Annotated in this window: 25 protein-coding genes; 6 read left to right on the top strand and 19 right to left on the bottom strand. The window is 66.5% G+C overall.

What is annotated here, in order from left to right; translation table 11 throughout:
- The first annotated feature begins 48 nt into the window (after positions 1-48).
- A complete protein-coding gene (locus IRT45_RS17835) occupies positions 49-609 on the top strand; it encodes an NUDIX hydrolase (protein WP_194806972.1) in 561 nt (186 codons plus the stop codon).
- 225 nt (positions 610-834) lie between these two features.
- Here the strand turns inward: IRT45_RS17835 and argS are convergent, their stop codons facing one another.
- The 5 genes from argS to IRT45_RS17810 form a co-directional block, all read right to left on the bottom strand.
- Positions 835-2,601 (bottom strand): arginine--tRNA ligase, encoded by a 1,767-nt coding sequence (gene argS / locus IRT45_RS17830; RefSeq protein ID WP_194806971.1) that lies wholly within the window; start codon positions 2,599-2,601, stop codon positions 835-837.
- A gap of 71 nt (positions 2,602-2,672) precedes the next feature.
- Positions 2,673-3,380, bottom strand: coding sequence for a nucleotidyltransferase domain-containing protein (locus IRT45_RS17825; protein WP_194806970.1), 708 nt, complete (start codon positions 3,378-3,380; stop codon positions 2,673-2,675).
- The gene (locus tag IRT45_RS17820; protein WP_194806969.1) at positions 3,377-4,294 is read right to left on the bottom strand and encodes a methyltransferase domain-containing protein; all 918 of its coding nucleotides are present in this window, start codon (positions 4,292-4,294) and stop codon (positions 3,377-3,379) included. Before IRT45_RS17820 ends, IRT45_RS17825 begins: the two co-directional genes overlap by 4 nt.
- Positions 4,287-5,846: a pyridoxal-dependent decarboxylase gene (locus tag IRT45_RS17815; RefSeq protein WP_228534521.1), complete on the bottom strand. Its 1,560-nt coding sequence runs from the start codon at positions 5,844-5,846 to the stop codon at positions 4,287-4,289. Before IRT45_RS17815 ends, IRT45_RS17820 begins: the two co-directional genes overlap by 8 nt.
- A 294-nt stretch (positions 5,847-6,140) precedes the next feature.
- A complete protein-coding gene (locus IRT45_RS17810) occupies positions 6,141-6,833 on the bottom strand; it encodes a hypothetical protein (RefSeq protein WP_194806968.1) in 693 nt (230 codons plus the stop codon).
- Positions 6,834-7,054: 221 nt separating this feature from the next.
- Here IRT45_RS17810 and IRT45_RS17805 point away from each other — a divergent pair, with 221 nt between their 5' ends.
- Positions 7,055-8,404, top strand: coding sequence for a DNA-binding transcriptional regulator (locus IRT45_RS17805; RefSeq protein WP_194806967.1), 1,350 nt, complete (start codon positions 7,055-7,057; stop codon positions 8,402-8,404).
- Positions 8,401-9,000, top strand: a complete 600-nt coding sequence (locus IRT45_RS17800; protein ID WP_194806966.1) for a GNAT family N-acetyltransferase — start codon at positions 8,401-8,403, stop codon at positions 8,998-9,000. The genes IRT45_RS17805 and IRT45_RS17800 overlap by 4 nt, the downstream gene beginning before the upstream one ends.
- Positions 9,001-9,029: 29 nt before the next feature.
- Here the strand turns inward: IRT45_RS17800 and IRT45_RS17795 are convergent, their stop codons facing one another.
- Complete coding sequence (locus IRT45_RS17795) at positions 9,030-9,203, bottom strand: hypothetical protein (RefSeq protein ID WP_157104199.1); 174 nt, start codon at positions 9,201-9,203, stop codon at positions 9,030-9,032.
- 53 nt (positions 9,204-9,256) lie between these two features.
- Positions 9,257-10,117, bottom strand: a complete 861-nt coding sequence (locus tag IRT45_RS17790) for an oxygenase MpaB family protein (protein ID WP_194806965.1) — start codon at positions 10,115-10,117, stop codon at positions 9,257-9,259.
- A 177-nt stretch (positions 10,118-10,294) separates the two neighbouring features.
- On the opposite strand from IRT45_RS17790, the gene IRT45_RS17785 reads away from it, so the two are divergent.
- Positions 10,295-11,941: an acyl-CoA synthetase gene (locus IRT45_RS17785; protein ID WP_309241030.1), complete on the top strand. Its 1,647-nt coding sequence runs from the start codon at positions 10,295-10,297 to the stop codon at positions 11,939-11,941.
- Here IRT45_RS17785 and IRT45_RS17780 read toward each other — a convergent pair.
- Positions 11,938-12,372 (bottom strand): hypothetical protein, encoded by a 435-nt coding sequence (locus tag IRT45_RS17780; protein ID WP_194806964.1) that lies wholly within the window; start codon positions 12,370-12,372, stop codon positions 11,938-11,940. The two genes, IRT45_RS17785 and IRT45_RS17780, sit on opposite strands and share 4 nt — an antisense overlap.
- 7 nt (positions 12,373-12,379) lie before the next feature.
- A complete protein-coding gene (locus IRT45_RS17775) occupies positions 12,380-13,297 on the bottom strand; it encodes a cutinase family protein (RefSeq protein WP_309241029.1) in 918 nt (305 codons plus the stop codon).
- Between the two features lie 397 nt (positions 13,298-13,694).
- Here IRT45_RS17775 and IRT45_RS17770 point away from each other — a divergent pair, with 397 nt between their 5' ends.
- Positions 13,695-13,850, top strand: coding sequence for a hypothetical protein (locus tag IRT45_RS17770; protein WP_194806963.1), 156 nt, complete (start codon positions 13,695-13,697; stop codon positions 13,848-13,850).
- 142 nt (positions 13,851-13,992) lie between these two features.
- Here the strand turns inward: IRT45_RS17770 and IRT45_RS17765 are convergent, their stop codons facing one another.
- From IRT45_RS17765 to IRT45_RS17740, 6 genes are all read right to left on the bottom strand, one after another.
- Positions 13,993-14,841 carry a 3-hydroxybutyryl-CoA dehydrogenase gene (locus IRT45_RS17765; protein ID WP_194806993.1) on the bottom strand — a complete coding sequence of 283 codons (849 nt, stop codon included), beginning with the start codon at positions 14,839-14,841 and terminating at the stop codon, positions 13,993-13,995.
- Between the two features lie 107 nt (positions 14,842-14,948).
- A complete protein-coding gene (locus tag IRT45_RS17760; protein WP_194806962.1) occupies positions 14,949-16,157 on the bottom strand; it encodes a Cmx/CmrA family chloramphenicol efflux MFS transporter in 1,209 nt (402 codons plus the stop codon).
- A gap of 256 nt (positions 16,158-16,413) precedes the next feature.
- Positions 16,414-17,712, bottom strand: coding sequence for an RNA polymerase sigma factor (locus IRT45_RS17755; RefSeq protein WP_194806961.1), 1,299 nt, complete (start codon positions 17,710-17,712; stop codon positions 16,414-16,416).
- Positions 17,713-17,716: 4 nt separating this feature from the next.
- Positions 17,717-18,091, bottom strand: a complete 375-nt coding sequence (locus tag IRT45_RS17750) for a YciI family protein (protein WP_228534520.1) — start codon at positions 18,089-18,091, stop codon at positions 17,717-17,719.
- The gene (locus IRT45_RS17745) at positions 18,088-18,657 is read right to left on the bottom strand and encodes a dihydrofolate reductase family protein (RefSeq protein ID WP_194806960.1); all 570 of its coding nucleotides are present in this window, start codon (positions 18,655-18,657) and stop codon (positions 18,088-18,090) included. The genes IRT45_RS17750 and IRT45_RS17745 overlap by 4 nt, the downstream gene beginning before the upstream one ends.
- A 144-nt stretch (positions 18,658-18,801) precedes the next feature.
- Positions 18,802-20,148: a family 1 glycosylhydrolase gene (locus tag IRT45_RS17740; RefSeq protein ID WP_194806959.1), complete on the bottom strand. Its 1,347-nt coding sequence runs from the start codon at positions 20,146-20,148 to the stop codon at positions 18,802-18,804.
- Between the two features lie 376 nt (positions 20,149-20,524).
- Between IRT45_RS17740 and mug the strand changes: the two genes are divergently transcribed.
- On the top strand, positions 20,525-21,088 hold the full coding sequence (gene mug / locus IRT45_RS17735) for a G/U mismatch-specific DNA glycosylase (protein ID WP_194806958.1): 564 nt from the start codon (positions 20,525-20,527) through the stop codon (positions 21,086-21,088).
- Between the two features lie 20 nt (positions 21,089-21,108).
- Here mug and IRT45_RS17730 read toward each other — a convergent pair whose 3' ends face one another.
- From IRT45_RS17730 to IRT45_RS17715, 4 genes are all read right to left on the bottom strand, one after another.
- On the bottom strand, positions 21,109-22,335 hold the full coding sequence (locus IRT45_RS17730; RefSeq protein ID WP_194806957.1) for a VWA-like domain-containing protein: 1,227 nt from the start codon (positions 22,333-22,335) through the stop codon (positions 21,109-21,111).
- Positions 22,332-23,561, bottom strand: a complete 1,230-nt coding sequence (locus IRT45_RS17725) for a MoxR family ATPase (RefSeq protein WP_194806956.1) — start codon at positions 23,559-23,561, stop codon at positions 22,332-22,334. The genes IRT45_RS17730 and IRT45_RS17725 overlap by 4 nt, the downstream gene beginning before the upstream one ends.
- 44 nt (positions 23,562-23,605) lie before the next feature.
- Complete coding sequence (locus IRT45_RS17720; RefSeq protein ID WP_194806955.1) at positions 23,606-24,982, bottom strand: hypothetical protein; 1,377 nt, start codon at positions 24,980-24,982, stop codon at positions 23,606-23,608.
- Between the two features lie 77 nt (positions 24,983-25,059).
- The gene (locus tag IRT45_RS17715; RefSeq protein WP_194806991.1) at positions 25,060-25,488 is read right to left on the bottom strand and encodes a GtrA family protein; all 429 of its coding nucleotides are present in this window, start codon (positions 25,486-25,488) and stop codon (positions 25,060-25,062) included.
- Positions 25,489-25,598 lie beyond the last annotated feature (110 nt).

Below are 25,598 nucleotides of genomic sequence, written 5' to 3'. Positions count from 1 at the left end.
CCCGAGTAGCCCGGCTCGATTGTCGGTACCCGCCGCTATCGTCGCCCCATGCACCCCGCCACCGCGGTCGTCGCGGACATCGTCGCAGCGATCACCCCGCTGGACCCCCTCGAGCAGGAGCACATCCGGGAGACACTGTCCTGGCTCGCCGCCACCGACGACATCTTCCGCCGGGAACCCCCGGCCACACCGCCACAACACCTGGTCTCATATGTGGTGGTCGTCGATCCGGATGCCCGCGCCGTACTGCTCGGCGCCCACCGCAAGTCCGGACTACGCCTGCCCATGGGCGGTCACGTGGATCCGGGGGAAGACCCTCTGCACGCCGCGCGACGAGAAGCCGCCGAAGAACTCGGAACGGACGCCGATTTCACCGTCGTCGGCGAACGTCCCCTGTTCCTCACCAGCACCCGAACAGTCGGCGCTCACCCCCACCGCGACGTCTCGCTCTGGTACGTGATCCGCGGCCACCGCGACCACCCCTTCACCCTCGACCCGCGCGAATTCGCAGGCGGCCGCTGGTGGGAGATCGATCGCGACACCATCCCCGAATCCGACCCGCACATAGGCCGATTCCTCACCAAACTGCGCACCGCGCTGTCCGCGTAGCGGCCGCAACACCTCTGGGCGCTGGGGTTTCCCCGGTCCGGCGACCAGGGAGCAGGGTTTGCACTCCTCGAGTGAGGGGTGCAACCGGGGCGAAGGTCACGCGGTGACGGATGTAGCCGCGCCCCGGCTGGGTGTCGGCCCGATCTGCGGCCGGATGCCCATTCAGCCCAGATATGGCTTGGTGCGGTGCTCCGCGTCGCGGCGACAGTTCTCTTCGATTGCGGTCTACATCCGTTCAGGGGCAGCGATTCCCAAAAGCCCGAGCCCGTGAGCGAGCGTCGCGGCAGTCAGCTGACACAACGCCAGGCGGTTGCCTCGCACAGGTTCGGGCACGCTCAGGACGGGGCAGTTGTCGTAGAAGGTGGTGAAGTCGCGCGCCAGCTCGTACAGATATCCGCACAACCGGTGTGGCTCGAGTAATTCGGCGACCTCACGGACGGTCGAGCTATAGGTATCGAGTTCCAAGGCGAGCGCACGTTCGGCCGGTTCAAGAACCAGGTCGATATCGACAACCGGTGCAGGCTCGCCCGCCTTGCGGAGGATCGAACGGATCCGCGTATGCGCGTATTGCAGATATACGGAGGTGTTTCCGTTGAATGCGATCATGCGGTCGAGGTCGAAGGTGTAGTCCTTGACCCGCGAAGTCGACAGATCGGCATACTTCACTGCACCGATCCCGGCCTGTTCGGCGATGTTGTCCAGCTCTGCCGGGTCCAGGTCGGGGTCTTTGTCAGCGACAACTTCACGGGCCTTCGTGAAAGCGTCGTCGAGTAGGTCCATCAATCGCACGGTTCCACCGGCGCGGGTCTTGAACGGCCTGCCGTCGGGGCCGAGGACCGTGCCGTAGGCGATGTGCTCCGCGTCGACTTTGTCGGTGAGCCAGCCTGCGCGCCTCGCGGTTTCGAAGGTCAGTTGGAAGTGCAGGGCTTGGCGGGAGTCGGTCACATACAGCAGCCGTTGCGCCCCCAACTCGTTGATCCGGTAGTGGATCGTAGCGAGATCGGTTGTGTCGTAACCGTATCCACCGTCGCTTTTGCGCACCATCAATGGCACGGGCCGGCCGTCCGGACCGTTCACTTCCTCGGAGAAAACGACCAGCGCGCCATCGCTCTCGACCGCGATCCCCTTGCCGACCAGCTCGTCGATGGTGTCCGCCAGCATCGAGTTGTAGAACGATTCCCCCACCGAATCCTCGGCAGTCAGCAGCACCCCGAGCCGACTGTAGATGTCGGCGAAAGCTTGTTCCGACTCGGAGACGATCTCACGCCACCGAGCCAGCGTCGCCGGGTCACCGGCCTGCAACGCCACCACCCGTGCCCGCGACCTGTCCGCGAACGCCGAGTCGGCGTCGAACTCCTTACGCGCAGCCTTGTACAACCCGTCCAACGCGGACACCGACGATCCGTCCCGCTCAGCGAGGTCCTCGTGCCGCCAGCGCGCATTCGGGTGTTCGTCCAAGTATTGGATCAGCATCCCGAACTGAGTTCCCCAGTCGCCCAAGTGATTCTGACGAACCACCTTCGCCCCCAGGAACTCCAGCACGCGGGCCAAGCTGTCGCCGATGATCGTCGTCCGCAGATGCCCGACGTGCATCTCCTTGGCGATGTTGGGCGCCGAGTAATCGATCACCGTCCGACGACCATCCTCCGACGCCGCCACCCCGAGGCGGTCATCGACCAGTCGTGCCGCGACCTGCCGCCACACCGCCCTATCGGAAACCCCGATATTCAGAAAACCAGGGCCGGACAGCTCCACCGAAACTACCGGCGCTCCAACGGATTCCAGGTTCTCGGCGAATTCAGTCGCCAGTTCGACCGGCTTGGTCTTCAATCGCTTGGCCAGAGAAAGAGCAACGTTGGATTGGAAATCGGCGTGTGCGGATCGTCGGACTACCGGGTCGGCGCCTGCCGCATCGGGTCGGACCACGCTGACCGCACGAGACACGGCATCAGCGACAAGGTCGATCAACGGCAGAACCCCGGTGTGGGCCACGGGAAGAATCCTCCTGAATAGTAGGGATGGGCCAGTATCCCAGGCCGGCAAGGGGCAGGCCTGTTGGCATCTCAGATCTCTTGCGGTCGATCCGTCGGTTTGCGGATGTGTGTGCCGTCGATGTCGCTGATGAATCCTTCGGCCATGAGTTCGCCCAACCCCCGTGCAAGTGTCGACCGCAGGTGCGCTCCATCGTCGTACCCGAGGAAGTCCTTACCAACCGCGCTCGCACAACTGACGACGGCGCGGCTGATGTCAGCCATGCTCACGACCGTGTCCGAGACCAATGCCAACGCGAGCCGCGCCAGCGCTGCCTCTGCTTCCTGCAGGTGAACGCGATATCGAGTGGTGTCGCCACCGAGAAAGATGTGTGGACTGGTGAGGGCGTTGAGCAGTAGGCGCGATCCAAACCGATGGGAGTTCAGAAACGCGGGCTCGGCCACTACTGGGACTGCCCGGATTATTCCGTCGTCGCGGTCGAAACACCGCAGCGCGACGGCGTTGTGGACGTCATCGAAAGTGGCAAACAGCTTCGTCTCGTAGGCGACTTCGGTATCCAAGTCGAGCCCGAATCGATGGTGAAGGGCGCAGATCTCGGCTATGAGCTGGCTCATTCGTGCTGCGGAAAGTTGCTCAGGACCGATCAGGACGAGGTCCAGGTCTGATGTCGGCGTGCCGGTCCCGGTGGCGTGCGAGCCGTAGACCAGTCCATAGCCCTGACGGCCGACGTAGTCGCCCCGTATACGGCAGGCCTGTTCCACTGCGGCGAGAATGCTCATGGCTGCCTCCGCGGGATGTGACAGACCGGGTGGCCGCTGCGCCGGAAATGGACTACGTGGGCCCCACTGGGCAGGGCGACCGAACCGTCTGGCAGCGCGTAACGGGCGATGAACTCCTCAATCTCCGCGTGGACTTGCGGGTCCCGAACAAGTGCTGGATAGCTCTTGAGGTGCACCACCAGGAACCATCGCAACGCCGCTTCCCGGTTGGGCGCCACGGCCGAACCACCACAGCGCGTGTGCGACAGAACGCCATACCCATGGTCCTCGTAGACACGTAGCCCGTCGAGCAGAAGGCTCAGCGTGTAGCTGCGCCCGCCCTCAGGAAATGGGCAGACTCGTTCCCACAGTCGGGTGACAAGCCGTTGCTCTGGCGTCTCAGCATCGAAGTGCACGGCGAGGAAGTGTCCTTGAGGTGCAAGTAGTTTCAGCATGTCCTCGACGAAATGCATGGCTCGCTCCCGAGCCAGGGCGACGTCCTCGAGAGGTGTAATCGCGTGAGCGGACATTTGCTCGAAGAACTCCCCTATCGGATAGCTCAACGACCAGAACGCCGCGACGATATCGAACCGACCGCCTTGACCCTCGCGCAATAACTTTGCTACCGCGTCACGAGTATCCGCCCGGACCGTTTCGACTGCCGCGACGTTGTCGACCACAGCATCGATCATGGCCGCACTGTAGTCACAAGCCACCAATCGAAAGGCATATGGCTCCAGCACCGAGGTCATTCGTCCTGTACCACAACCGAATTCAACAACGGACAACGTCTGGCCGGGCACACCGATCGTGCGCTCGAGCAGGTCCGCGACCATCGCCACGTCATCTCGGCCGTCGAAGTAGTGCGGCAACAACAGCTTGTCGTACACACCAGCGGCCTCGTACACGGCCCGGAACTGACCGAGCTCACTCATCGCACGCCTCCACCAGCCGGCAGAGCTCTGCCACGTAGTCCAGGGCCTGGGTCATGTGACTGTCGGTCAGCCGCGGATTGTTCGCCATGAACCGCAGCGCATGCACAATCTCTCCGCGGCGAAGCACACCGTTGTCATCGGGCAGAGTGAAGTGGTGAAGATACCAACGCCCGTCCTCGAGTATCCGCTCGTGGACACGGCGGTTCAGCACGTTGATTTCTTCCAGGTCCGCGGCGGTGAGACACCCATCGGCGGAAAGGTCGGACGGAAGACAAATGAATGCGACTGCCGCAAGCTCGGGTTCATGAAGGCGCCGCAACCCAGGCCGCTCATCCACCAAGTTCGAAAACCGACGTGCGAGGGTGATTCGCCGTTCGGCGATTTCCGCGAGCCCGGTTCGCCCGTTGGTCACCATCATCATCCATAGCTTCAACGACGACCAGTCTTTCGTGCCGATGAACGGCGTAGCCTGCCCGAAGGCAAAGTCCTCCTGCATGATCAGATCAGAATGACTCGCGACCATGCGCAGACTGTCCGGCCGCCGAACCAGTAACGCGCTCAACCCATATGGCACCGCCATAACCTTGTGCGGGTCGACCGTCACGCTGTCGAACAACTCGATGCCCGCTACCAGGTGACGCAACGCGTCGCTGAATGTGGCGACCAGACCCCAACATGCATCGGCATGCAGCCAGATCGCCGGATCGACAGCACGGACCACATCGTGCACTTCGCGCAAATGGTCGACAGTCTGCGTCCGGCTGTCGCCGGCATATGCGACTACAGCCATCACCCGGCCCCGGTGCTCTGCCAACAATCGCACCAAATCGTGCAGGTCATAGCGAAACCCGCGAGTCTTCGCCTCGATCACACGCGCTCCCACACCGATCCAGGCCAACGCACTCTTCACGCTGTAATGACCGATACCACGGGGCACGACAACACCGAACCTATCGACATCAGCCACACCGCGCTGCATCGTTCCCGGTGCTTTCGCCTCACGTGCCAACAACATCGCGACGGCATTGCTCGTCGTTCCGCCGTACGTAACCACGCCACCGACGTCCCACACCGACGACAGATCGGCGACGGCGAGATTGCGGTACCCGATCAACTCCCGCAACCACCGCAGTACCGCAATCTCTATAAAGGTAGCGCTCGGTGAATCGAAGCTCTGATTGATCATGTTCTGCTGCGTCAACATCGCAAGGACACCACCGACCAACGCTGCCGGATCATCGCCGGTATCGCCGAAGCCGAGGAACCGAGGACTCGCCTCGTTCTTACACAGCGGCAGAATCTCGGCAATAAAACGATCCAAGGCTGCTTCGACTGTCAGTCCCTCGGCCGGCAACTCGGTCACCAGACGATCCCGAATCTCATCGGCCGACATCCGCCTCTCGAAAACATGAGGCTGCCCTTTGAAGAGCATTCCGAGATCGAGGGCACGATGCAGCTCGGCGCCGGCTGTATCCGCGGTCGGGCCCTGCCGGATGAACTCGTTCAGCTTCCTCGGCATGACTATTTGTTCAATTCGATGATGGTCATACATTCTGGCCCCTTGCGTTTCGGTCCTATTGGAAGCGAAGTATCAGTGGAACTGGCTACGGGAGTGCCCACAGGCGCTCGCATGGGAGCCTCGGACACGTCCGATCCGGCGGTGCGAACGTGACGGTGTCGGGCCGGTGATAAGCGACCCAGTACTCGGCGAACCGGCGGGCCGCCGACTCGCACGCAACGAACCTCAGTTCTTGTCCGCTCAAGAGACTGATGCGAACACGAAGAACCACATCCGGCTCGTGAGGCAGAGGCGAAACACGCTGAGCTGCCGAAGAACTCGCGAAGCTCATGGCCGCCCGCCAGCACTTCCAGCCTCAGCGCTATCGGCTAGCGGGTCAGTGGCGGCCGAATCGTCCGCATCGCCTTCCAGCTCAGCGAGCCCGGCCAATACGTTCAGTAGGGTCGGCAGAGTCACGCCCTCGGGCATCGAGCCGTACACGTCGCGACTTAGGCGGAACGGCAATCCTCGCGCGGCAGCTCGTTCACGCGGACTATCGACCGGCGGGACAATTTTGCCCGCGCGGACCAGGAAGCTATAAGCGGCAGCCTTCCTCTGGCATCCGAAGGCACGGCAACTCGAGTGCTGCTGCATGATTCGATGAGCCGCCTCGGCCGTAAGCGACTGCTCCGGGTAGGCGTGCGACGAAGCGACATCGCCGGACACGACAACCGCCCAGGTCGCGGGCGGACTGACCGTCTCCAGATCCAACATCTCACACACCCGGCTCGGCGTATGACCGACCGTCTCCAGGTCGTAGACGAATAGTGCGTCCGCATCGAAACCGGCGGCCACACCCAGCGCATACCCAATCGGATCATCGTCGACAGGCGGGCATACCGTGTAAACGTAGAGGTACCCCAAACGGTGGGCATGTCGACGAATCATGCTGGCATGTCGTGTCATTTGGGTTCCAGAAACATCGGCGCGCACCAGACCGACTGCTGTCGGGTGCTCAACACTCCACTTCCCGGAGCTCATTGCGAAGTCCTCTCAGCTCGTGCCTGCAGGCACCCGGCGCCGCGATCTCGCGCCGATCGTGGAGTCACAATCAGGTGAGAGATGTCCCAAAGGGTTTGAGGTCGGACCGGCAGCGGAGGCCTGGATTTAGCGTCGCTCACCCTCAGGTGTGAACCCAGGCACGGAATTCCGACGGAGGTCGTACGCTTCTCATATCCAGCGCCGAAACCAGGGGGGCGGCAATGATCGTGAGCACATGGACCAAGGCCGAAGTTCGCGCACTGCGCCAGGTTGCCCTCCGGATGACCCAAGAAGAATTCGCCGAATTCGTCGGCTTTAAGGTCGAAACGGTCCAGAAGTGGGAGCAGAAGGCAACCAACGACCGTCCCGTCAGAGGGCGGTCAGCCGAAGCGCTCGACACCGTGTACCAGCGTCTCTCATCCGCTCAGGAACAACGGTTCTGGATACATCTGCATGGTGCGCGGCCGGCTACGAATTGGCATCCTGTTCTCAGCGGCGCGGCACCAGTCTTCGCGTCGAGTACCACCCCTGGCTCGACCGGGTCCGGGGCAGTCGAGCGGGAAGTCGATGAAGAGGTGAGACGGCGCGATTTCGGGAAGCTTGCCGCTACCGGAGCAGTAGCCTTCCTGTCCGGCGATCAGGCCCGAATCGGGATGAGCGACGCCCACCGCTTACTGACCGCGGTAGATGCCCTCGAACAACAAGACCAACACACCGGTGGCGCCGAACTGGTCGACTTCGCGCTCGGACAACTCGAGCGGGCCAAGCACACGCTGCACACCAGCACGTACGACAGCAAAACCGGAGTCACATTCACCAGCGCGACCGGGGAACTGGCGGTACTGGCCGGATGGCTGGCCTACGACGCAGACCGCCATCGCCTAGCGCAGCATTGCTTTGCCGACGCCATGGCGCTCGGCACCGAAGCCGACAACGACGACTTGATCGCAGACACCTGCCTGTGCGCGGCCAACCAATCCATCGCGCTCGCACGCGCCGGAAAAGCCAGTCCACACAAAGCCTTACAACTTGTCGGCCGCGCTCGCGACCTCATGCGCGGCCGACCTCCAGGCCGGATCCACGCCCTGATCGCTGTACGGGAAGCACAGGCCGAAGCCGCTCTGGGCGATCGCGTCGCCTTCGGCCGCGCCATTGCCACCGCATGGCGCGAGATGGACCATGCCGCTCAGTTCGAGGCGATCGAGGACTGCCCCCAATGGCTACGGTTCATGAACCACGCTGAAATCGGCGGCCACGAAGCGCGCGGATACGGCGATGTCGGCGATCTGCCGAGATCACTCGAGCTGTACACCATCGCCGCCGACCAACAGGCCGGCACACGCAACGCGATCAATCTCCGCGCATGGATCGCCACGACAAGGGCACAGATGGGCGATGTCGCAGGCGCACTCGAGACCGGCACACCAGTGATCACAGACCTCTCCACCGTGGCCTCAACACGAACCTTGCGCGTCCTGGAACCAGTTCGCCGCGCCGCCGACGACCTAGCGGCGGGCGACACCTTCCGCCACCAATTCGACGCTCTCACACAGAAAGCCATCACCGGATGACCCAGTTCCCCGACGACGTCGAGTTCGAGCACCTCGACGCAGGCCAGGCGCGAAAACTCAAAGACATCATCGAAGACATCTATCGCCGGTCCTATGCCGACGTCGTCGCATCAGGCGAGCTATTCGACACACCAGAACAGTTCATGGCCCGGTTCGACGCATATACCGATCCCGCACGATCAAACGGTTTCGAACTCGTGATCAGCCGCGTTCGAGGCAACGCCATCGGTCAAGCATGGGGATGGCCACTCACTCCCCAAACAGCCTGGTGGGACGGTCTCAACCTCGACAGCGGCGATACCGACGACTTCACCGCCGAAACGGGCACCCGCACCTTCGCACTCAGCGAGATCATGGTCTGCCAAGAACACACAGGCCACGGACTTGCCCATGCTCTGCACGACGAACTGCTCCGGAACCGTTCCGAAGAACGCGCCACACTGCTCGTCGAACCGGAGAACACCCGCGCGTACAACGCATACCTCAAATGGGGTTGGCAACGCGTCGGACATCTACGTCCGAACTGGCCCGATGCGCCCCTCTTCGACGTCCTGATCATGGAACTCGCAGCTCAACCCGAGCGACACCAGGCCTGACGCCCGCACGAGTCGTCGACCGGAGACGCTCAGGGTTTGTGTTCCTCGAGGTGGGTCCAGAAGCCGGGGGCGTAATACGTGTACTTCGTCGCGGTGTACACCGCCAGCACTCCCCCCTCGAGGAACTTGAAGTTGTCCTCCGGGTCGGGGAAAGACTGCTCATGGTCCGGCCCACTCGCTGTCGTGTATACGCGGAACGGCATGACATCCACGGTATCCCTCGTCGGCGAGGAGCGGGAAGCGCCCTGAGCGCCGTTTACACCAGCGACTTACCGAGCGCCTGTCGCCGCCGCATGTCCTCGATGTACCCGTCGAACGGGTAGCTGCGCCAGTGTTCGGGCAGGCGCTTCAGCACCGTTCCGATGGTTCGCATCACGATCTCGAAGGTGCGTTGCCGCCGCGGCCCCCATCCGAGTCCGAGTGCGTCGCGGAACTGCTGGGGAAGGAATCCGGTGGTGAAGAAGCGATTGACCCGCGCGAAGGCGATGCGCTGGGCGCGACTGTACGGGCCCAGGCCGATGACCTGGTCGAGCAGATAGCGGCGGACCTCGTCGTCGAACGAGATCTCGCCCAACTTGGCGTTCCAGTACTCGTCGAAGGCGGCCCGATCCGGCGGCCACAGCCGCTCCGGCATCTGCAACGTCGTGCCGAAACGCGCGGACTCTCGGTAGAACTCATCGGCTAAGTTATCGTCAATTCTTCCATAGAAGAATCTGGTTGAATCATCGACGCCGCGATAGATACAGGCGGCCACCCACAGCTGAAGTTGCGGATCGAAGGCGTTGTAGCGGACCGGGCTGCCGCGGCGCGAACGCACCTGCCGGTGCGAGGTGTCGACGGCGGCACGGTAGGCGACGCGGTCCTCCTCGGTCCCCAGCATCGCCACCGCCAGATAGGTCAGCGTCGTGCGGCCACGCTTGCGCGGATGCCGTGCGTATTGACCGCTTTCCACGGTACTTTCGACGACCCCGCGACCGACGGGCGGCAAACCGAGCTGCATCACGACATTCGCCGGACCACCCAGCAATGCCGCGGGACCGGCCATGTACTGCCGCCGGCGGGCTAGTCCGGCATCCGGCGCCGGGGCCGCGGAAACGGTTCGGGCGGCTCGATTCATGCGTATCACTCCGAGGGTCAATGAGGTGTCAGACGTCTCATCTTCTCACCATATGGTTGCCGGCAGCAATGCTCAACCGAACAGCACACCACCGAATATGTGAATGTGTATTCTGACAGTGATCCGGCGAAGCGATACGGAAGGGTTCGCCGGCCGAGGTGGATCGAGGTCTGTGTGGTGCTGTCGAGTTCTGCGGGCGAGCTGGTCCGGTCCGTCGGTCACGCGTTCGCCGCGGCATCGGTGTTGCGGCGGCGCGGCATGTTCGACCCGTGGCATCCGCTCGATATCGTCCGGACCGCGCGCGACGCGGGAACCTACGGCCCGTTCGTCACGGTGCTCGCCCACGCCGCGCGCCGCACTCCGACCGCGCCGGCGCTGGTCGACGAACGCGGCACCCTCACCTTCGACGAGCTCGACCGCGAATCCAACGCACTCACCCGCGGGCTCGCCGCCCACGGCTTCGGGCCGGGATCCGTCCTCGCCGTGCTGTGCCGCGATCACCGCGGCATGGTCCTGAGCCTGCTGGCCGCGGGCAAGCTGGGTGCCCGCGTGGTGCTGCTCAACACCGGATCCGCCGGCCCGCAGCTCGCCGAGGTCGTCGCCCGCGAGAAGGTCGACGCGCTGCTGCTGGACAGTGAATTCGCCGACCGCGCCCGAGCCGTCCCCGCCGACATCCCCCGGCTGCTCACCTGGGACGACGAGGGCACCTCCGATATCACCACCATCTACGCGCAGGCCGAGCCGCACTCCACCGACCCCGTCGCGGCGCCCCCGCGCCCCGGCGGGCTCGTGATTCTCACCAGCGGCACCACCGGAACTCCGAAAGGTGCTCCGCGCGAAAAGGTTTCCCCGCTGCAGTCGGCGCAGTTCCTCGACCGGATCCCGCTGCCGCGCGAGGCGACGATGGTGATGGCCGCCCCCATCTTCCACGGCACCGGACTTTCCCAGTGCACGCTGGGCTGGGCGCTGGGAAATCGAATCGTCTTCCGGCAGCGCAAATTCGATCCGGCCCGCACGCTCGCCGCGGTGGCCGAATACCGCGCCGCGACCCTCGTGCTGGTGCCGACGATGTTGCAGCGCATCGTCGATCTCGACGAATCGGTGTTGCGGCAGTACGACACGTCGTCGCTGGAGGTGATCTTCGCCGCCGGTTCGTCGGTGTCCCCGGATCTGAGCCGCCGCACCGCGGAGGTTTTCGGCGAGGTGCTCTACAACCTGTACGCCTCCACCGAGGTCGCGGTGGCGGCGGTGGCGACACCGCAGGATATGCGCGAGGCGCCGGGTACGGTCGGCCGTCCGCCGGTCGGATGCCGGGTCGCGATCTACGACTCCGACCGCAAACCGGTGACCACCCCCGGTGTGGTCGGCACGATCTTCGTCTCCAGTGGCCTCAGCTTCACCGGATACACCGACGGGCAGCACAAGGAGATCGTGGACGGGTTGTTGTGCAGCGGCGACGTCGGGCATTTCGACGCCGACGGCCGGCTGTTCGTCGACGGCCGCGACGACGACATGATCGTCTCCGGCGGTGAGAACGTCTACCCCTTGGAGGTCGAGAACCTCCTGGTGAACCGGGCCGACGTCGCGGAGGCCGCGGTGGTCGGGGTGGACGACCGCGATTTCGGAAAGCGGCTGCGCGCCTTCGTCGTTCGCACCGCCGGCGCCAGTGTCGACGCCGAGGAGATCCGCGACTACGTCAAGGCGAATCTCGCCCGCCACAAGGTTCCGCGCGATGTCGTCTTCGTCGACGAACTGCCGCGCAACGCGACCGGGAAATTGCTGCGGCGGCAGCTGGAGACCGAACGCGTCGCGCCCGCCGACTAGTTCGCTTCGCGGAACCGATCCGCCATCGGATACCAGCCGGGGGCCGCCGACGCGAGTTCCCCTGCGACACCGAGCAATTGCGCGGCCACCAGCTCGAGCCGCGTGTGCGGCCGGGCGAGGGTCGTGACCAGCCCCACCGGCACGGCGGCACTCAATTCGCGCAACCGGGTCAAGCCGTCGGGGTCCCGGTTCGCCGCGCAGTACAGCAGGGCGCTGCCCCATCGCTGACAGAATTCGGCACTGTCGTAGAGGTTTTCGGCCGAGCCGACATCGATGACCACGGTGGGCGGCCCGTCGATCACCCAGCCTCTGCGGGTCACCCGGCCGACCACCGCCACCGATTGCTGCTCGCAGACGCGGTCGATCACACTTCCGAGCGGCCCGTCCGCACCGACGATCGCCACCGCACCACGATCGGCCGTTTCCCGCATACCCACCTCACTTGCCTATCAGATCCACCAGTTGCCGGCGCAGCCAGGACAGGGCCGTCTCACCGCCCGGGCCGACGACATAGAACGGATAGCTCTGGTGGACGCCGGAATTCACGAACTCCGCGATCTGGGCCTTGCGCTCGTCCACGGCGCTCGCGTCGAGCTGACCGGCCAGCAATCCGAGGCCTCCCGCGGCCAGCGCCGAATCGAGAAGATCGGCCGCATCCCGGGAGTACCGGTCGAACAGTGCCGGATCGGGATTCGAGATCTCCACGAAGAATCCGGCGATGCGGCCCGCGAAATCCCCGTCGGGCATCGCGCAATACAGGTCTCCGGCGGCGCAGAACGTGTAGGTGCGCGCAGCGAGCAGGCCGAATCCGCCGGGGCGCGGTCCGCCCGCGCCGGCACCGCCCACAGGCGGGCCGATCAGCGTGTCGGTGGGTGCACGGCGGGGATCGGAGACCAAGCCCACCAACGCGATTCGGTCGGGCGCCACCACACCGTGGCCCGTGCCGATCTCGGCCGCGAGATCACCCGCGGCGTCGGCGCCCTGGCTGTAGCCGAGGATCGCGATGCGGGTCGTGGCGCACGCCTGTGCCACCGCGGCGACCGCGGCGCGGGCCTTGTCGACGGCTTCGTGCTTGGAGCGGCCGTACACCTCGCCCTCCCACGGGAACGCCGTCGCGGTGTAGGCGACGTAGCCGACACCGACGTCGCCCGGGAGTGCGTCCACACTCGCCGCGAGCATCCCTTTGCGCGGGTCGTCGTCGGAGGTTTCCCAGGTACCGGGAACGGCGAGCACATACAGGCCGGGACAGGCCGGCATCGCATGCGCGGGCGCGCCTCCGCCGAGCTGCGCCAGGCCGTACGTCACCGCCACCAGACCGGCGGCCACGAGGGATTTCCAGCGTGTATACGGAGACACGGGGACACCTCCGAAGCACTCGGCAGCTTTGCCGCGACATCCGCGCGTGCGGTGTCGTAATTGAGAGAATGATAGATAACTTATCACTCTAGGTGGCCGAATGTCGCCGGATTTGCACGAATGAGCCCGCATCGAGATCCACACGCTCGAAGTCTGGAAAGATCTCCACGGCAGCAGCATTGGAGGAGATGCGCCGCCGGCTGCATGTGACTGCCACCCCGGCCTCTGCGCAGTTCGTGGGCACACCCTGCACGACATGCGATAGCCGTCGAGAACTGTCAGTAACTTGACGGCCAGTCGACGCACGTTGCGGTTTCCGTCGGCACCGTTACCGAGCAGACCGGCTCATCGGCGCGGGCCGGCGATTCGACAGCCGCCGAACGGGTACGCGCACGGCATGAACCACCCCGACAACACCGACACGCACACGGATGCCGAACAGGACGACCAGGAAACCCAGGGCAAGCGCGCGGTCGACGCGCCGCCGGAGACCTCCGGCAAACTGGCCGGACCCGGGCCCGCCCGCGACCAGGAAGAAGACCCGGACACCTGACGGGCGCCGCCGCGAAACCCAGTGGTGGCCAGGCGTTTCGACGGTGCGCTGTCGCGGCGAGCGGTTGGCGCAGGACGGTTCTCCCCGCATTCCCGGTGATACGCGGAAAGCGATGTCCGGCCGGGAACGCGGGGCGCCGCGATCAGCTGTACTCGTAGAATCCGCGACCGGTCTTGCGGCCCAGGCGGCCGGCGTCGACCATGCGACGCAGCAGCGCCGGCGGCGCGTAGTGCGGCTCGGCGAATTCGCCGTACAGCGATTCCGCGGCGGCCAGAGCGATGTCCAGGCCGACGGTGTCGAGCAGGGTGAGCGGGCCCATCGGGTAGCCGCAGCCGCCCTTCATCGCGGCGTCGATGTCCTCGGCGCTGGCGTAGCCGGATTCCAGCATCCGCACCGCCTGGCACAGGTACGGGATCAGCAGCGCGTTGACGATGAATCCGGAGCGGTCACCGGCCTGCACGGTCGTCTTGTGCAGGGTGTTCTTCGCGTAGTCGGTCACGGCGGCGGCGGTCTCCGGCGAGGTGACCAGCGTCGAGATCACCTCCACCAGCGGCATCACCGGCACCGGGTTGAAGAAGTGCAGGCCGACGACCTGCTCGGGACGCTGCGTGGCACCGGCCACCTTGATCACCGGGATCGAGGAGGTGTTGGTGGCGAGGATGCCGGCCGGCTTCACGATCTTGTCCAGCTTGCCGAAGATCTCGTACTTCAGCGATTCGATCTCCGGCGCGGCCTCGATGACCAGGTCACGGTCGGCGAAGTCCTCGATGTCCAGGGTCACCCGCACCCGTGCGAGCACGGCGTCGGCCTCGTCCTGGGTGATCTTGCCCTTCGTCACACCCCGCGAGATCGACGATTCGATGCGCTTGTGCGCCGCCTCGGCGAACTCCGGCGTCGTCTCCAGTACGAGAACCTCGCTTCCGGCCTTCGCGCACACCTCGGCGATTCCCGCACCCATGGTTCCGCCACCGATCACACCGATCAGCTTCACAGTCGTCTCTCCCACCATCTCGGTTTCGAACACTTGCGCGCCCATTATCGCTGTTCGGGTAGTTGGAACAGGTTGCGGGCAAACTCCTGGACCCGGCAACCACTCCGTCACCTGCTACGCCGCGACGGGAAGCGATCGGCGATGTCGCTGCTCGATCGGCTCGTCCGGCGCCGACTTCGTTCCAGTACGACGACACCCAGCGCGGCAGCGGTGAAGGCGGCGCTGCACCACAACGCGGTGGCGGGGCGACCGGTGAGGTCGACCACCGGACCGGCGGCGACCGGGCCGAGCACGGCGCCGATATTCAACGCGGTGGTCGCCAGCGCGCCGGCGATGCTGGGAGCAACCGGTGTCGCGGTCCGCACGATCGTCGCTATCAGCGTCGAACCGACGCCGAACGCGACCGCACCCGCCACCACCGACATGACCACCACCCCGATCAGCACGTGCGCGGCCACCGCGGCGACGAGCCAGACTCCGACGAGCAGAGCCGTTCCGGCACGGACGATCCGCCGCTGATGGCGGTCACTGTAACGACCGGTGACCGTCACGCCGAGAAACGAACCGGCACCGAAGAGGGCCAGCACCACGGGAACCCACCCATTTCCAGCGACGGCGGTCGCGATGGCGCCCAGATAGGTGAATGCGGCGAAGGCCGCGGCGTTGACCAGGATTGCGGCCACGACGGCGATCAGGACCGGCCGCTGCTTCAGCACCGACCATTCGCGCCGCATCGACGGGGCGGGCCCACTCGGCACATCGCTGGCCCGTCCCTGCCGGCCGAGCATCGTCCACACCGGCACGAGCGCCACCGCGCTGAGGACAGCGACAGCCCAGAACGCCGAACGCCAGCCCCAGACCTGTCCCAGCACGGTGCCCGCGGGCACCCCGGCGATGCAGGCCACCGTCACCCCGGAGACCACGACGGCGGTCGCGCGTCCGATCATCGCCGGGCCGACCAGCCGCGGAAGTGCGGCCAGCACGACCGTGAGAAATCCGGCATCGGCGATCGCCGCGACACCCCGCGTCACCAGCAACGGCGCGAAACCCGTTGCGGTAGCACCGATCACGTGAGCGCCGCAGAACACCGCGAGAAACGCCGTCGCCGAATATCGGACCGGCACACGGCCCGCCGCCATCGCCATCGTCGGCGCTCCCACCACCATTCCGGCCGCGAACAGCGAGGTCAGCAGACCGGCGGCGCCGAGCGAGACGCCGAGATCGTCGGCGATCTGCCGCAGCAGTCCCGACACCATGAACTCCGATGTGCCCTGCGCGAAAACCGCGACAGCCAGCACGACAACCACAACGGGCATGAGCAAGTACTCCAGAAGACAGGGCGCCGCATACGGCACCCAGGGAATGAAACCGGCATCATCCGGCGCTGCGAGATACGCCAACCGCACCGGTCGCTCAGCGATCGGCGGGAACCCACTCACAACGCCGCCCGGCCCACAGGCCGAGCGGCTACCGTTCGGATGCCTCCGGAGAACTCACCCCACCACCCTAACAACGGGTATCGGCGGGGAAGACCGCGCCACCGAAAGGCGCAGTGGCCCGGGAACACTCCGCCTAGTCCAGCCGGGCCGCCCGGTCGCGCAACAACGCTCGTTCGGCAGCGTTGGCGGTGAGATCGGCGGCGCGCAGATAGGCGGCGCGAGCGTCGGCCGGGCGGTCCAACTGCGCGAGGAAATGCGCGCGAACGGCGTGGAGCAGGTGATAGGAGTCGAGCGCGCCGGTCGCGGCCACCGCGTCGACGAGGTCGAGACCCGCGGCGGGGCCGTGCACCATGGCCACCGCGACGGCGCGATTCACCTCGACGACCGGCGACGGAAACCGTTCGGTGAGAACGGCGTACAGACCGGCGATGCGTCGCCAATCGGTGTCGTCCGAGGTGGCGGCCATGGCGTGCGCGGCGGCGATGGCCCCTTGCAGGGCGTAGCGACCGGGTGGAACCCCGCGACGCACCGCCAGGTTGTGCGCCCTGCCGAGGGCGGCGAAGCCGCGGCGGATGGACAGCTGATCCCAACGGCTCCGGTCCTGATCGGGAAGCAGTACAAGCTGTTTCGTCGCGTCGCTGCGCGCACCGGTGCGTGAGGCCTGCAATTCCAGCAGAGCCGCGAGGCCGAATGCTTCCGGTTCCCGGGGCATCAGCCCGGTGAGGATCCGCGCCACACGCAGTGCGTCGTCGCAGAGTTCGGCGCGCACCCAGTTCTCGCCGGAGGTGGCCGCATACCCCTCGTTGAAGATCAGGTAGACGACCTCCAGCACGGACTCCAGCCGCTCGGTCAGCTGCGGGCCCGACGGAACCTCGTAGGGCACCTTCTTCTCGGCGATGGTCCGTTTGGCGCGCACGATCCGTTGGGCCACCGTGGTTTCCGGCACGAGATACGCGCGGGCGATCTCGTCGGTCGTGAGGCCGCCGACCATGCGCAACGTCAACGCCACCCGAGCGGGCTGCGACAACACCGGATGGCAGGCGGTGAACACCATGCGCAGCAGGTCGTCCTCGATATCGGCCGTACCCGGTTGCGCGCCGGTGTGTTCGGTGAGCAGGTCGTGCCCGAGCATCGGCAGTTTCCGGGCGAAGGTGGCGTCGCGGCGGATCCGGTCGATGGCACGGTGTTTCGCGGTGAGCATCAGCCAGCCGCCCGGATTCGGCGGAATCCCGTCGCGCGGCCACTGTTCCAGGGCGGCCAGGTGCGCGTCCTGTGCGAACTCTTCGGCGGTGGCGATATCACCGACCAGCCGGGTGAGTCCGGCCACCAGTTTCGGCCATTCGATGCGCCAGGCCGCCTCCACGGCCCGAGCCGCCGGTGAGTGGCCGTCGGCACCAGCGTGCGAACGGCCGCTCACCTCGGGTAACGGCATGGCGTCAAGCCTGGTCGTCGAGCTGGCGAATCTCCAGTTCGATATCCCATTCCGGCCCGTGCAGCCGTAGAAACCGCGAACCCCATTCCGTCGCTTCGTCCTGCGAGCGGGTCTGCAGCAGGCAGTACCCGCCGATGACCTCTTTGGACTCGCTGAACGGGCCGTCGAGCAGTGTCTGTTTGCCGCCGGTCTGGCGAACCCGGACGCCTTCTTCGATGGGTCGCAGTCCCGCCGTGTCGAGCAGCACGCCGGCCTTGGTCATCTCCTCGAGCAGTTTGCCCATATCCTCGGCCATGGCGGGGTCGGGCCCCTGCACCGGCGCGGCCGCGGGGTCGAGACGGATCAGCATCAGATAGCGCATATCCGCATCCTTCCTCATCGCACCTGGTAGCGGAGATACACCGCGCCCGAACCGAATGCCTTCGACTCCAGCAGGTCGAGATCCAGTTTCGACTGGTCGTGAAACACCGGGGTGCCCGAACCGAGCGTGACCGGATGGACGACGATGCGGAATTCGTCGACGAGACCCATATCGATGAACGAATGCACCAGCTTGGGACTGGCGTAGATCGCGATCACGCCGCCGTCCTCACGCTTGAGCGCGTCGATCTGCGCGGCGACGTCGCTGCTGATCAGCCGGGTGTTGTTCCACTCGGCCGACTCCAGCGTGGTGGAGCAGACGATCTTGTCCACGGCGTTGACCCATTCGGCGTGGCGGCGCTCGCCCGGGGAACTCTCGGCGTTCGGCTGCTGCGACCAGTACCCGAACATCCCCAGATAGGTTTCGCGGCCGTAGATCGCGGTGTCGAAATCGGCTTGGATGTGCTCGGCGTAGGCCTGTAGTTCGTCGTCGTAGGCGCGGAACGTGAACTCGAATCCCAGATCTTCGCCGGACGAGGCGTAACCGTCCAGGGTCATGTGCTCGAAAGCCACCAGTGTGCGCATGGTTCTGTCCTTCCAGGATGGGCTGCCTGTCAGCCCCTCACCTACCCCTCGAACGGGGCGCCCCTGGAATCGACATCACCGCGAAAGTTTTTTCGCGTTCGTCCGCGGGCCTGTGATCCGGCGCGAGTTGCGGACAAACCCTTCCTACGGCCCCGCGACCGGGCTGAGGCAGCTGGCCGGCGGGTCGACGAAGATGCACAGGGCCGGGGCGCGGGTGGGGCGGTAGCCGCCGGGGACGCCGCCGGCGGCGACGATCTGCGAGTAGGTGCCGACGGCGTCGGTGGGGCGGCGGGTGAGCGACGGATCGGTGCGGACGTCGACGGTGTAGAGGCCGAAACGTGGTGTGTAGCTGCCCCATTCGTAGTTGTCGGTGAGGCTCCAGTAGTTGTAGCCCATCACGTTCATACCGTCGGCCTTGGCGCGTTGCAGCCAGTAGACGGTGTCGCGGAGGTGGTCGCTGCGGGTGTAGCCGTCGCCGCGGGGCAGGCCGTTCTCGGTGGGCATGCCGTTCTCGACGATGTACAGCGGCTTACCGGGGAACCGGCGCGAATAGTGCTGCAGCGCATAATAGATGCCCTCGGTGCGCAGCGGCATGTCCCAGATGCGCGGGCCGGGCAGATTCGGCAGCGACGAACCGGTGGCCCGGCCGATCGCACTGTACAGCGACTGCGCCGGGTCGAATCCGAAGTAGTAGTCGACGCCCACGTAGTCGAGCCGGGCGCCGATCCGGTCCATCAACTCACCGTTGACCTGATCCTCCGCGCCCGCGACATATCCCACGTTGGCGGTGACCTGAGCTCCGGGCTGCCTCTGATGGATGTAGTCGTAGCTGGCATTGTGCACGTCGACGACCCCGGTCAGCATGGCATTGGCATCGGCGCCGGCCTCGCGAACCTCGTTCTGGATGTAGGCGACGGGTTCGTTCACGGTGACCCACAACGGGTTCCGCGAGGAATAGCGATCCACGACGGCACGCATGTTGGCCAGCCAATCGCCCACCATGCCCGGATTGCGCCAGCCGCCCCGGTCCGCCTCCCAGCCCGGATACACCCAGTGGTCGAGGGTGATCATCGGCCGCATCCCGGCGCGCACGATGCTGTCGACCACCGAATCGTAGAAGCGGAACGCGTTGTCGTCCCATTTCCCGGGCTCGGGTTGCAGCCGCGCCCATTCGATCCCGACCCGGAACACCCGCATTCCCATATCGGCGGCCAGCCGGATATCGGAGTCGTAGCGATCGGCGAAGTCGACCGAATTCTGCAGTGGTTCGTACCCCGGGTTGCGCGCGATGTAGCGCGTCCAATTGCTGTCGGGCGAACGGCCTTCGGACTGGAAGCCCGAACTCGCCACACCCCAGAGGAATCCGGAGTCCAGCGATGCGAGCGCTGCCGCCCGCATCGGTGGGCCGGCCAGGGCCGGAGTGCCACTCAGCAACACCGACGCAACCGCGACGAACACGGCCGAGACATTGCGCAGAAACCGGGATCGCATCAAGCCAGGGTAACGAATGGACCCCGTCCGCGCTGGTGATCGGTCACCACTACGTCACCGTCGCAATGGGATCCGCCGCGCCACCAGCGACCCGCGAGCATCGCAGCCCTTTCGCGTCGCATCACACCGGGCGGCGGACAGCCGCCCGGCTCTGCGCTGGTCAGCTTGTTTTCATCCGCAGTCGGTCCGCGACCCACGTGTCGATCTCGCGGAGAGCAGCGGCGGCCATGCCGTCGGGCGGGAGGTGAAGTGTGAGGACGACGTGGCGCAGCACAGTCCGGTTGTCCAGCACACTCCGGCCAACCCGCGGGCACTCCGCGCCGCCGACGACCACCACCGTGGGCAGTAGGGGCGCCCGGTCCGGCAGACTGGGCGGATGGCACATTCCGCCGCGTACCGCCCCACCCCGGCGGATCTGGCCGCCGCGAAGGACCGGACCATTCCCGATCTGGTGGCACCCGATCTGCGGGTGCTGTTCTGCGGCATCAATCCGGGCCTGTGGTCGGGTGCGACCGGCCACCATTTCGCACGGCCCGGGAACCGCTTCTGGCCCGCGCTGTTCCGGTCCGGCTTCACTCCCCGCGTGTTCCGTCCGGATGAGCAGAAGGAACTGCTCGCCCTCGGGCTCGGCATCACCAACGTCGCCGCGCGAACGACGGCGAAGGCCGACGAGCTGACCGCGGCGGAATTGCGCGACGGCGGCCGGGCGCTCGCCGAGCGAGTCCGGCACTACCGACCCCGCGTCCTGGCCGTCCTCGGTCTGGGCGCCTACCGCACCGCCTTCGGCCGGCCGCGAACCACCGTCGGACGCCAGGCCGAAACCCTCGGCGCCACCGAGATCTGGGTGCTGCCCAATCCGAGCGGCCTCAATGCCCACTACACCCTCGACGCCCTGGCCGCCGAATTCCGCGTCCTGCGGGAAGCGACGGAATCCGACTGACGGGCCGACGAGTACCGCTGTCATCCGATCGGAACGACTCGTGCCCATTCGGGCGGCCGAGCCGGAACGTCATCCGGATCGGCTTCGTTCCACGACCGCTGCCGGCCCAGCAATCCCACCACCGTCCGGCAGGCGGGCCGCGACGCCGGCCACGGCGTGTGACCGTCGGTCAGGACGACGATCACGTCCGGACGGGCTTGCGCGCGTAGCGCTTCGGCGAAGCCCGCGCGCAGATCGGTGCCTCCGCCGCCGACCAGCGCGATGTCTTCCGCGCGGCACAGCGGCTGCGCGATCCGCGCCGCGGCGTCGCACGACAGAACCTTGACGAGATCGCGGCGACCGCCCACGGCACGGACGATGGCGAACGTTTCCAGCAGTGCGCTGCCCAGTTCCGCGTCGCTCACCGACCCCGAGGTGTCGATGACCACGCTGACTCGCGGCGGGGTGTGCCGCAGGCTCGGTAGCACCACTCCGGGTACTCCGGCCGATCGCCGAGCCGGCCGGCCGTAGGTGTAGTCGTCGCCGGCGCCGGCCGCGGAGACCGCGGAGCGAATGGCGCCGCGCAGCAGGTCGCGCCACGGCTGCGGTGGATGCAATGCCTCCTCCGCCCAGCGCCGCCACCCTCGGGGCGCGTTGCCCGGACGACCGTCGATGCCCTGTGCCACGCGGAACCGGACCGCCTCGCATTCCTGATCGCTGAGGCCGTTCGCACCGTCGGGTCCCAGCTCCCAGTCGCGGTCGAGTCCGTCGGCTCCACTGCCGCACTCCAGCCAGGCCATGTCCTGGGTGTGCTGCCCCAAGCGGAATTGGCGCAGGTAGTCCTCCATGAGTTCACCGCTGTCCAGTCCCAGGCTCGCCGGTAGGACAGCTCCCTCGGGCTGGATCAGTCCGTCACCGAAAGCATCGTCGTTGATCTCGGCGTCCGCGGCGATATTCATGCGCAGGCGTTGCGCCGGGCCGGTCAGGTCGTGCTCGCGAGCGAACCGGTCACTGCGTCCATGATGGTCGCGCAGGAGATGCGAAACCTCGTGTACCAGAATCGAAGCCAGTTCCTCCACGGATGTGCGGGCGACGAACACCGGTGAGACGTAGCAGCGCCAGTACCGGTCCACGCCCATCGTCGGCACACCGCGTGACTCGACGAGGTGCAACGCGTACAGAGCGGTGGCCAGATACGGTCGGGCCCGCACTGCCAGCAGGCGGGCGGCGCAGAGCTTGTCGAAATCCACGGCTGCGGGCGCCGTCATCGTCCGGCCTGCGCGGCGACGCGATCCGCGGCGCGATCCGCTGTCCGCGTCACCGCCACCATTCCGGCGAGTCGCTCGATCGCGGCCGGGATCTCCCAGTGGTCGCGACGCAGTGCGGCGAGGGTGGTCGCGGGAACCACCACCAGATCCGGCGCTCCGGTCTCGACGGCCTTCGCCAGCAGCGCCCAGGCCGCATCCCAGCGCGACTTCTCCGGTTTGCGGCGGACCGCGGCCACCACCCCGTCGAGCACCGCCTGGCGCAGATCGCCACGCTCCGGCAGGACGGCGGTATCCGGATCGGCGAGCAGCTGCTCAGGGTCGGGCAGTTCCATCCGGTCGATGCTGGTGAGCAGTTCGAAGCCGGGACCGTCACCGACGGTCCCACGGACCAGCAGGGAAAGGACATCCCGGCCGGCACCGGCCGCGGTGGCGAAGGCGATGAGTCGCAGCGTCATCTCCCAGGTGCGCGGCGAGGGCCAGGCGCCGCCCCGGCGTGCTTCACCGCTGGGCATCCGATGCACCAGCGCGGGCCGGGCAGCGAGCAGTCCGCACACCGCGCGACGGGCGAAAGACACTGCCTCCCGGAAGGTCTCGGGATCGAGCGTGGGCAAACTCGCGCGGGGCCAGACTCCGCCGAGTCCGCGCACGACGACGTCGGGGTCGTGCGTCCAGGTGAGGTGGACGAATCGGTTGGCCAGTGGCGCGCTCAGCTCCCACCCGTCGGCCGCCGAGGAGCGCGGGTTGGCGGCGGCGACGATGCGGACACCGGCAGGTAGGCGCAACGCGCCGATCCGGCGTTCCAGGACGAGCCGCAACAGCGCCGCTTGCACCGCGGGCGGTGCGGTCGACAGTTCGTCCAGGAACAGCAGTCCGCGACCGGCGCGCACGAGCCGGACCGCCCAGTCGGGCGGGGCCAGCGGCACACCATGGGCCGCGGGATCGTCGCCGACGACGGGCAGGCCCGAGAAGTCGGACGGCTCGTGCACACTCGCGATCACCGTGGTCAGCGGAAGGTCCAGGGAGTCGGCGAGCTGGGTCAGCGCCGCGGTCTTCCCGATCCCGGGTTCGCCCCACAGGAGCACCGGAAGGTCCGCGGCCACCGCCACTGTCAGGGCCTCCAGTTGGATGTCGGAGGCCGGCTCGGTGGTGGACTCGTTCAGCAGGGTCAGCAGTTCGCCGGCGGCGTCGATTCGGGTGGTGCCCGTGGCCGAGGCAGATGTGGTCATCGATGAATCACCTTGGTGTCGGTAGAAGGCGGGTGGATGTGCGGTCAGCGCGCCATCGCGTGGCGCGGATGTGTGCGGTGGCGGGTGCGCCGTTTCCTCGGCAGAGCGGATTCCGGCAGCCCACTGCGGAATTGCCGGTAGGTGTGCTCGCGCTGTGCGGCCGCTTCCAGCTCGTCGCGCAACGCTCCCGAACGCAACCGCGCATCAGGTCCGAGCAGGTTCTCGACGATGTCCAGCGCACCGGCGATATCGCCGTGCCGCAACCGATCACCGACGCCGGCAAGGCAATCCGGTCGCCGGTGCGCCAGGTCGATCGCCTGCAGGCAGGGCAGCGGTGTGCCGGACAGGGCGACGAGCAGTTCCTCTCGCCGCAGCTCGGCTGGGGTGTGATCCAGCGCGGTCAGCGTGCCGTCCACCAGTCCGATGCGGTGCTGCTCTCCCCGGCACCGCACCAGGTGCGCACGGCTGTACTCGCTCACGACGGAAGAGGTTGGGGCCGAGAGGAACTCCGGCACGAGCGCCGAAGCGACCAGTGGATGCAGGCGATCGGCCGTGATCGCACCGGCGCGCATCAATGCCAGGTCGGGAAGCAGCCAGGTCGCCGCGTACGGCAGGACAGGAAGCGCGGACATCGCGCCGGGCGGGTATCGGTGCGCGATTCGGAGCGCGGGAGGGTCTCCCTCGTACTCGAGGACGACCCGGTGTCGCGCACCGAATCGCACCTGCAGCGGACCGTGCGGACAGCCGTCGGTGCGCAGCAGCAACTCCGCCTCGGCTGCCCACCGGTCGACGGCGCATCCCGGCGGGACCTGCTCCGCGATCGCGGCTTCCATCGCGTTGTCTTCAGCTACTCGGCCTGTGCCACAACGCATTCCGAGTTCGTCGGTTCGTCGTGCGTCCCAGAGGTGACGGTGCAGGTCGAGTCGGAAGCGGCGATTAGGCCGGGGATGGGGATGGGAGCCGATGCCGCCGTCCGGACGGGATTCGTCCCACAGCGCCAGGCTCATGCGCTGTCCGGAGTCCGCCCAGGCCGGCGCGGTGCGGACGACGAGGTGCACGAAACCCGGTCTACTGCAGTGCTTTCCGCGTTCTCCGGGATCGTACCGGGCCAGAGTCGTCGTCAGGCCGGGCCGTAACAAGCCGTCGCAGGCAACCCTGGGCATATGCCAGCGCAGCAGATCCGGCGCCAGATGTCGCAGATCGCCCGATATCCGGGCGGCGAGTTCGCTGCCGTGGGCACGTGCCAGTGCGCGTGGATCGACGTCGACGTCGACACCCGCCGCCGCACATGCTCCGGCCCAGTCCCCGGCACGACGCCGGGTCGTCGCGGTCTCGATCATGGTGGGCGGTACGGCGAACTCGCGTATCCGCAGCCACAAGGGAATTCGGGAATCGTTCCCGTTCGCGGTCACAGGGTGCATCAGCACTCACCGTGTGCGGACGAGACCCCCAATCCTGAATCGCAATGAGTCGTCATCGCGGTCGATGATACCGCCTCTCAGAAGACGAAGCCACGCAGAGCCAGGAACCGCAGACCGCCGACCGCGCCGGTGACGGCGAGGACGGCGCTCGCCTGAGTGAGATCGCCGAGTCCGGGCGCCCAGAAACGGAGGGCGGCCAGCGCGGCCGTGCTGATCACCACACCGAGGAGCGCGAGGCCGCCGCCTTCCCATTGCGCGGTGAACCAGCCGATGCGGCCGGCCGCCCGGAAGGTGAGCCGGCGGTGCAGTTCGTTCGCGATCGCCGTACTGACCAGCGAGCCCACGATATTCGCGACGAGCGGCCCAACCCCGCTCATGACCACGAACAGCAGTGCGTAGGCGATATTGCTTGCGCCACCGACCAGCGCGAAACGGATCAATTGGGCGAAGGCGTGGTCACTGCGCACATACCGCCGGCCGCGGTCGAGCCACTGTGAGCGCAGCATCGCCGGGAGTCCGATGCCGAGAGCCGAGTCGACACGACCGGCGAGCGTCGTATCCCACACGGCATTCCGGGCTCCGACTGTGGCGAGTGCTCCGCTGTTCATGGAAAGAA

It is taken from the genome of Nocardia sp. BSTN01, assembly GCF_015354405.1.
Taxonomy (GTDB): Bacteria; Actinomycetota; Actinomycetes; order Mycobacteriales; family Mycobacteriaceae; genus Nocardia.
This window is presented reverse-complemented; position numbering and strand designations above follow the sequence as displayed.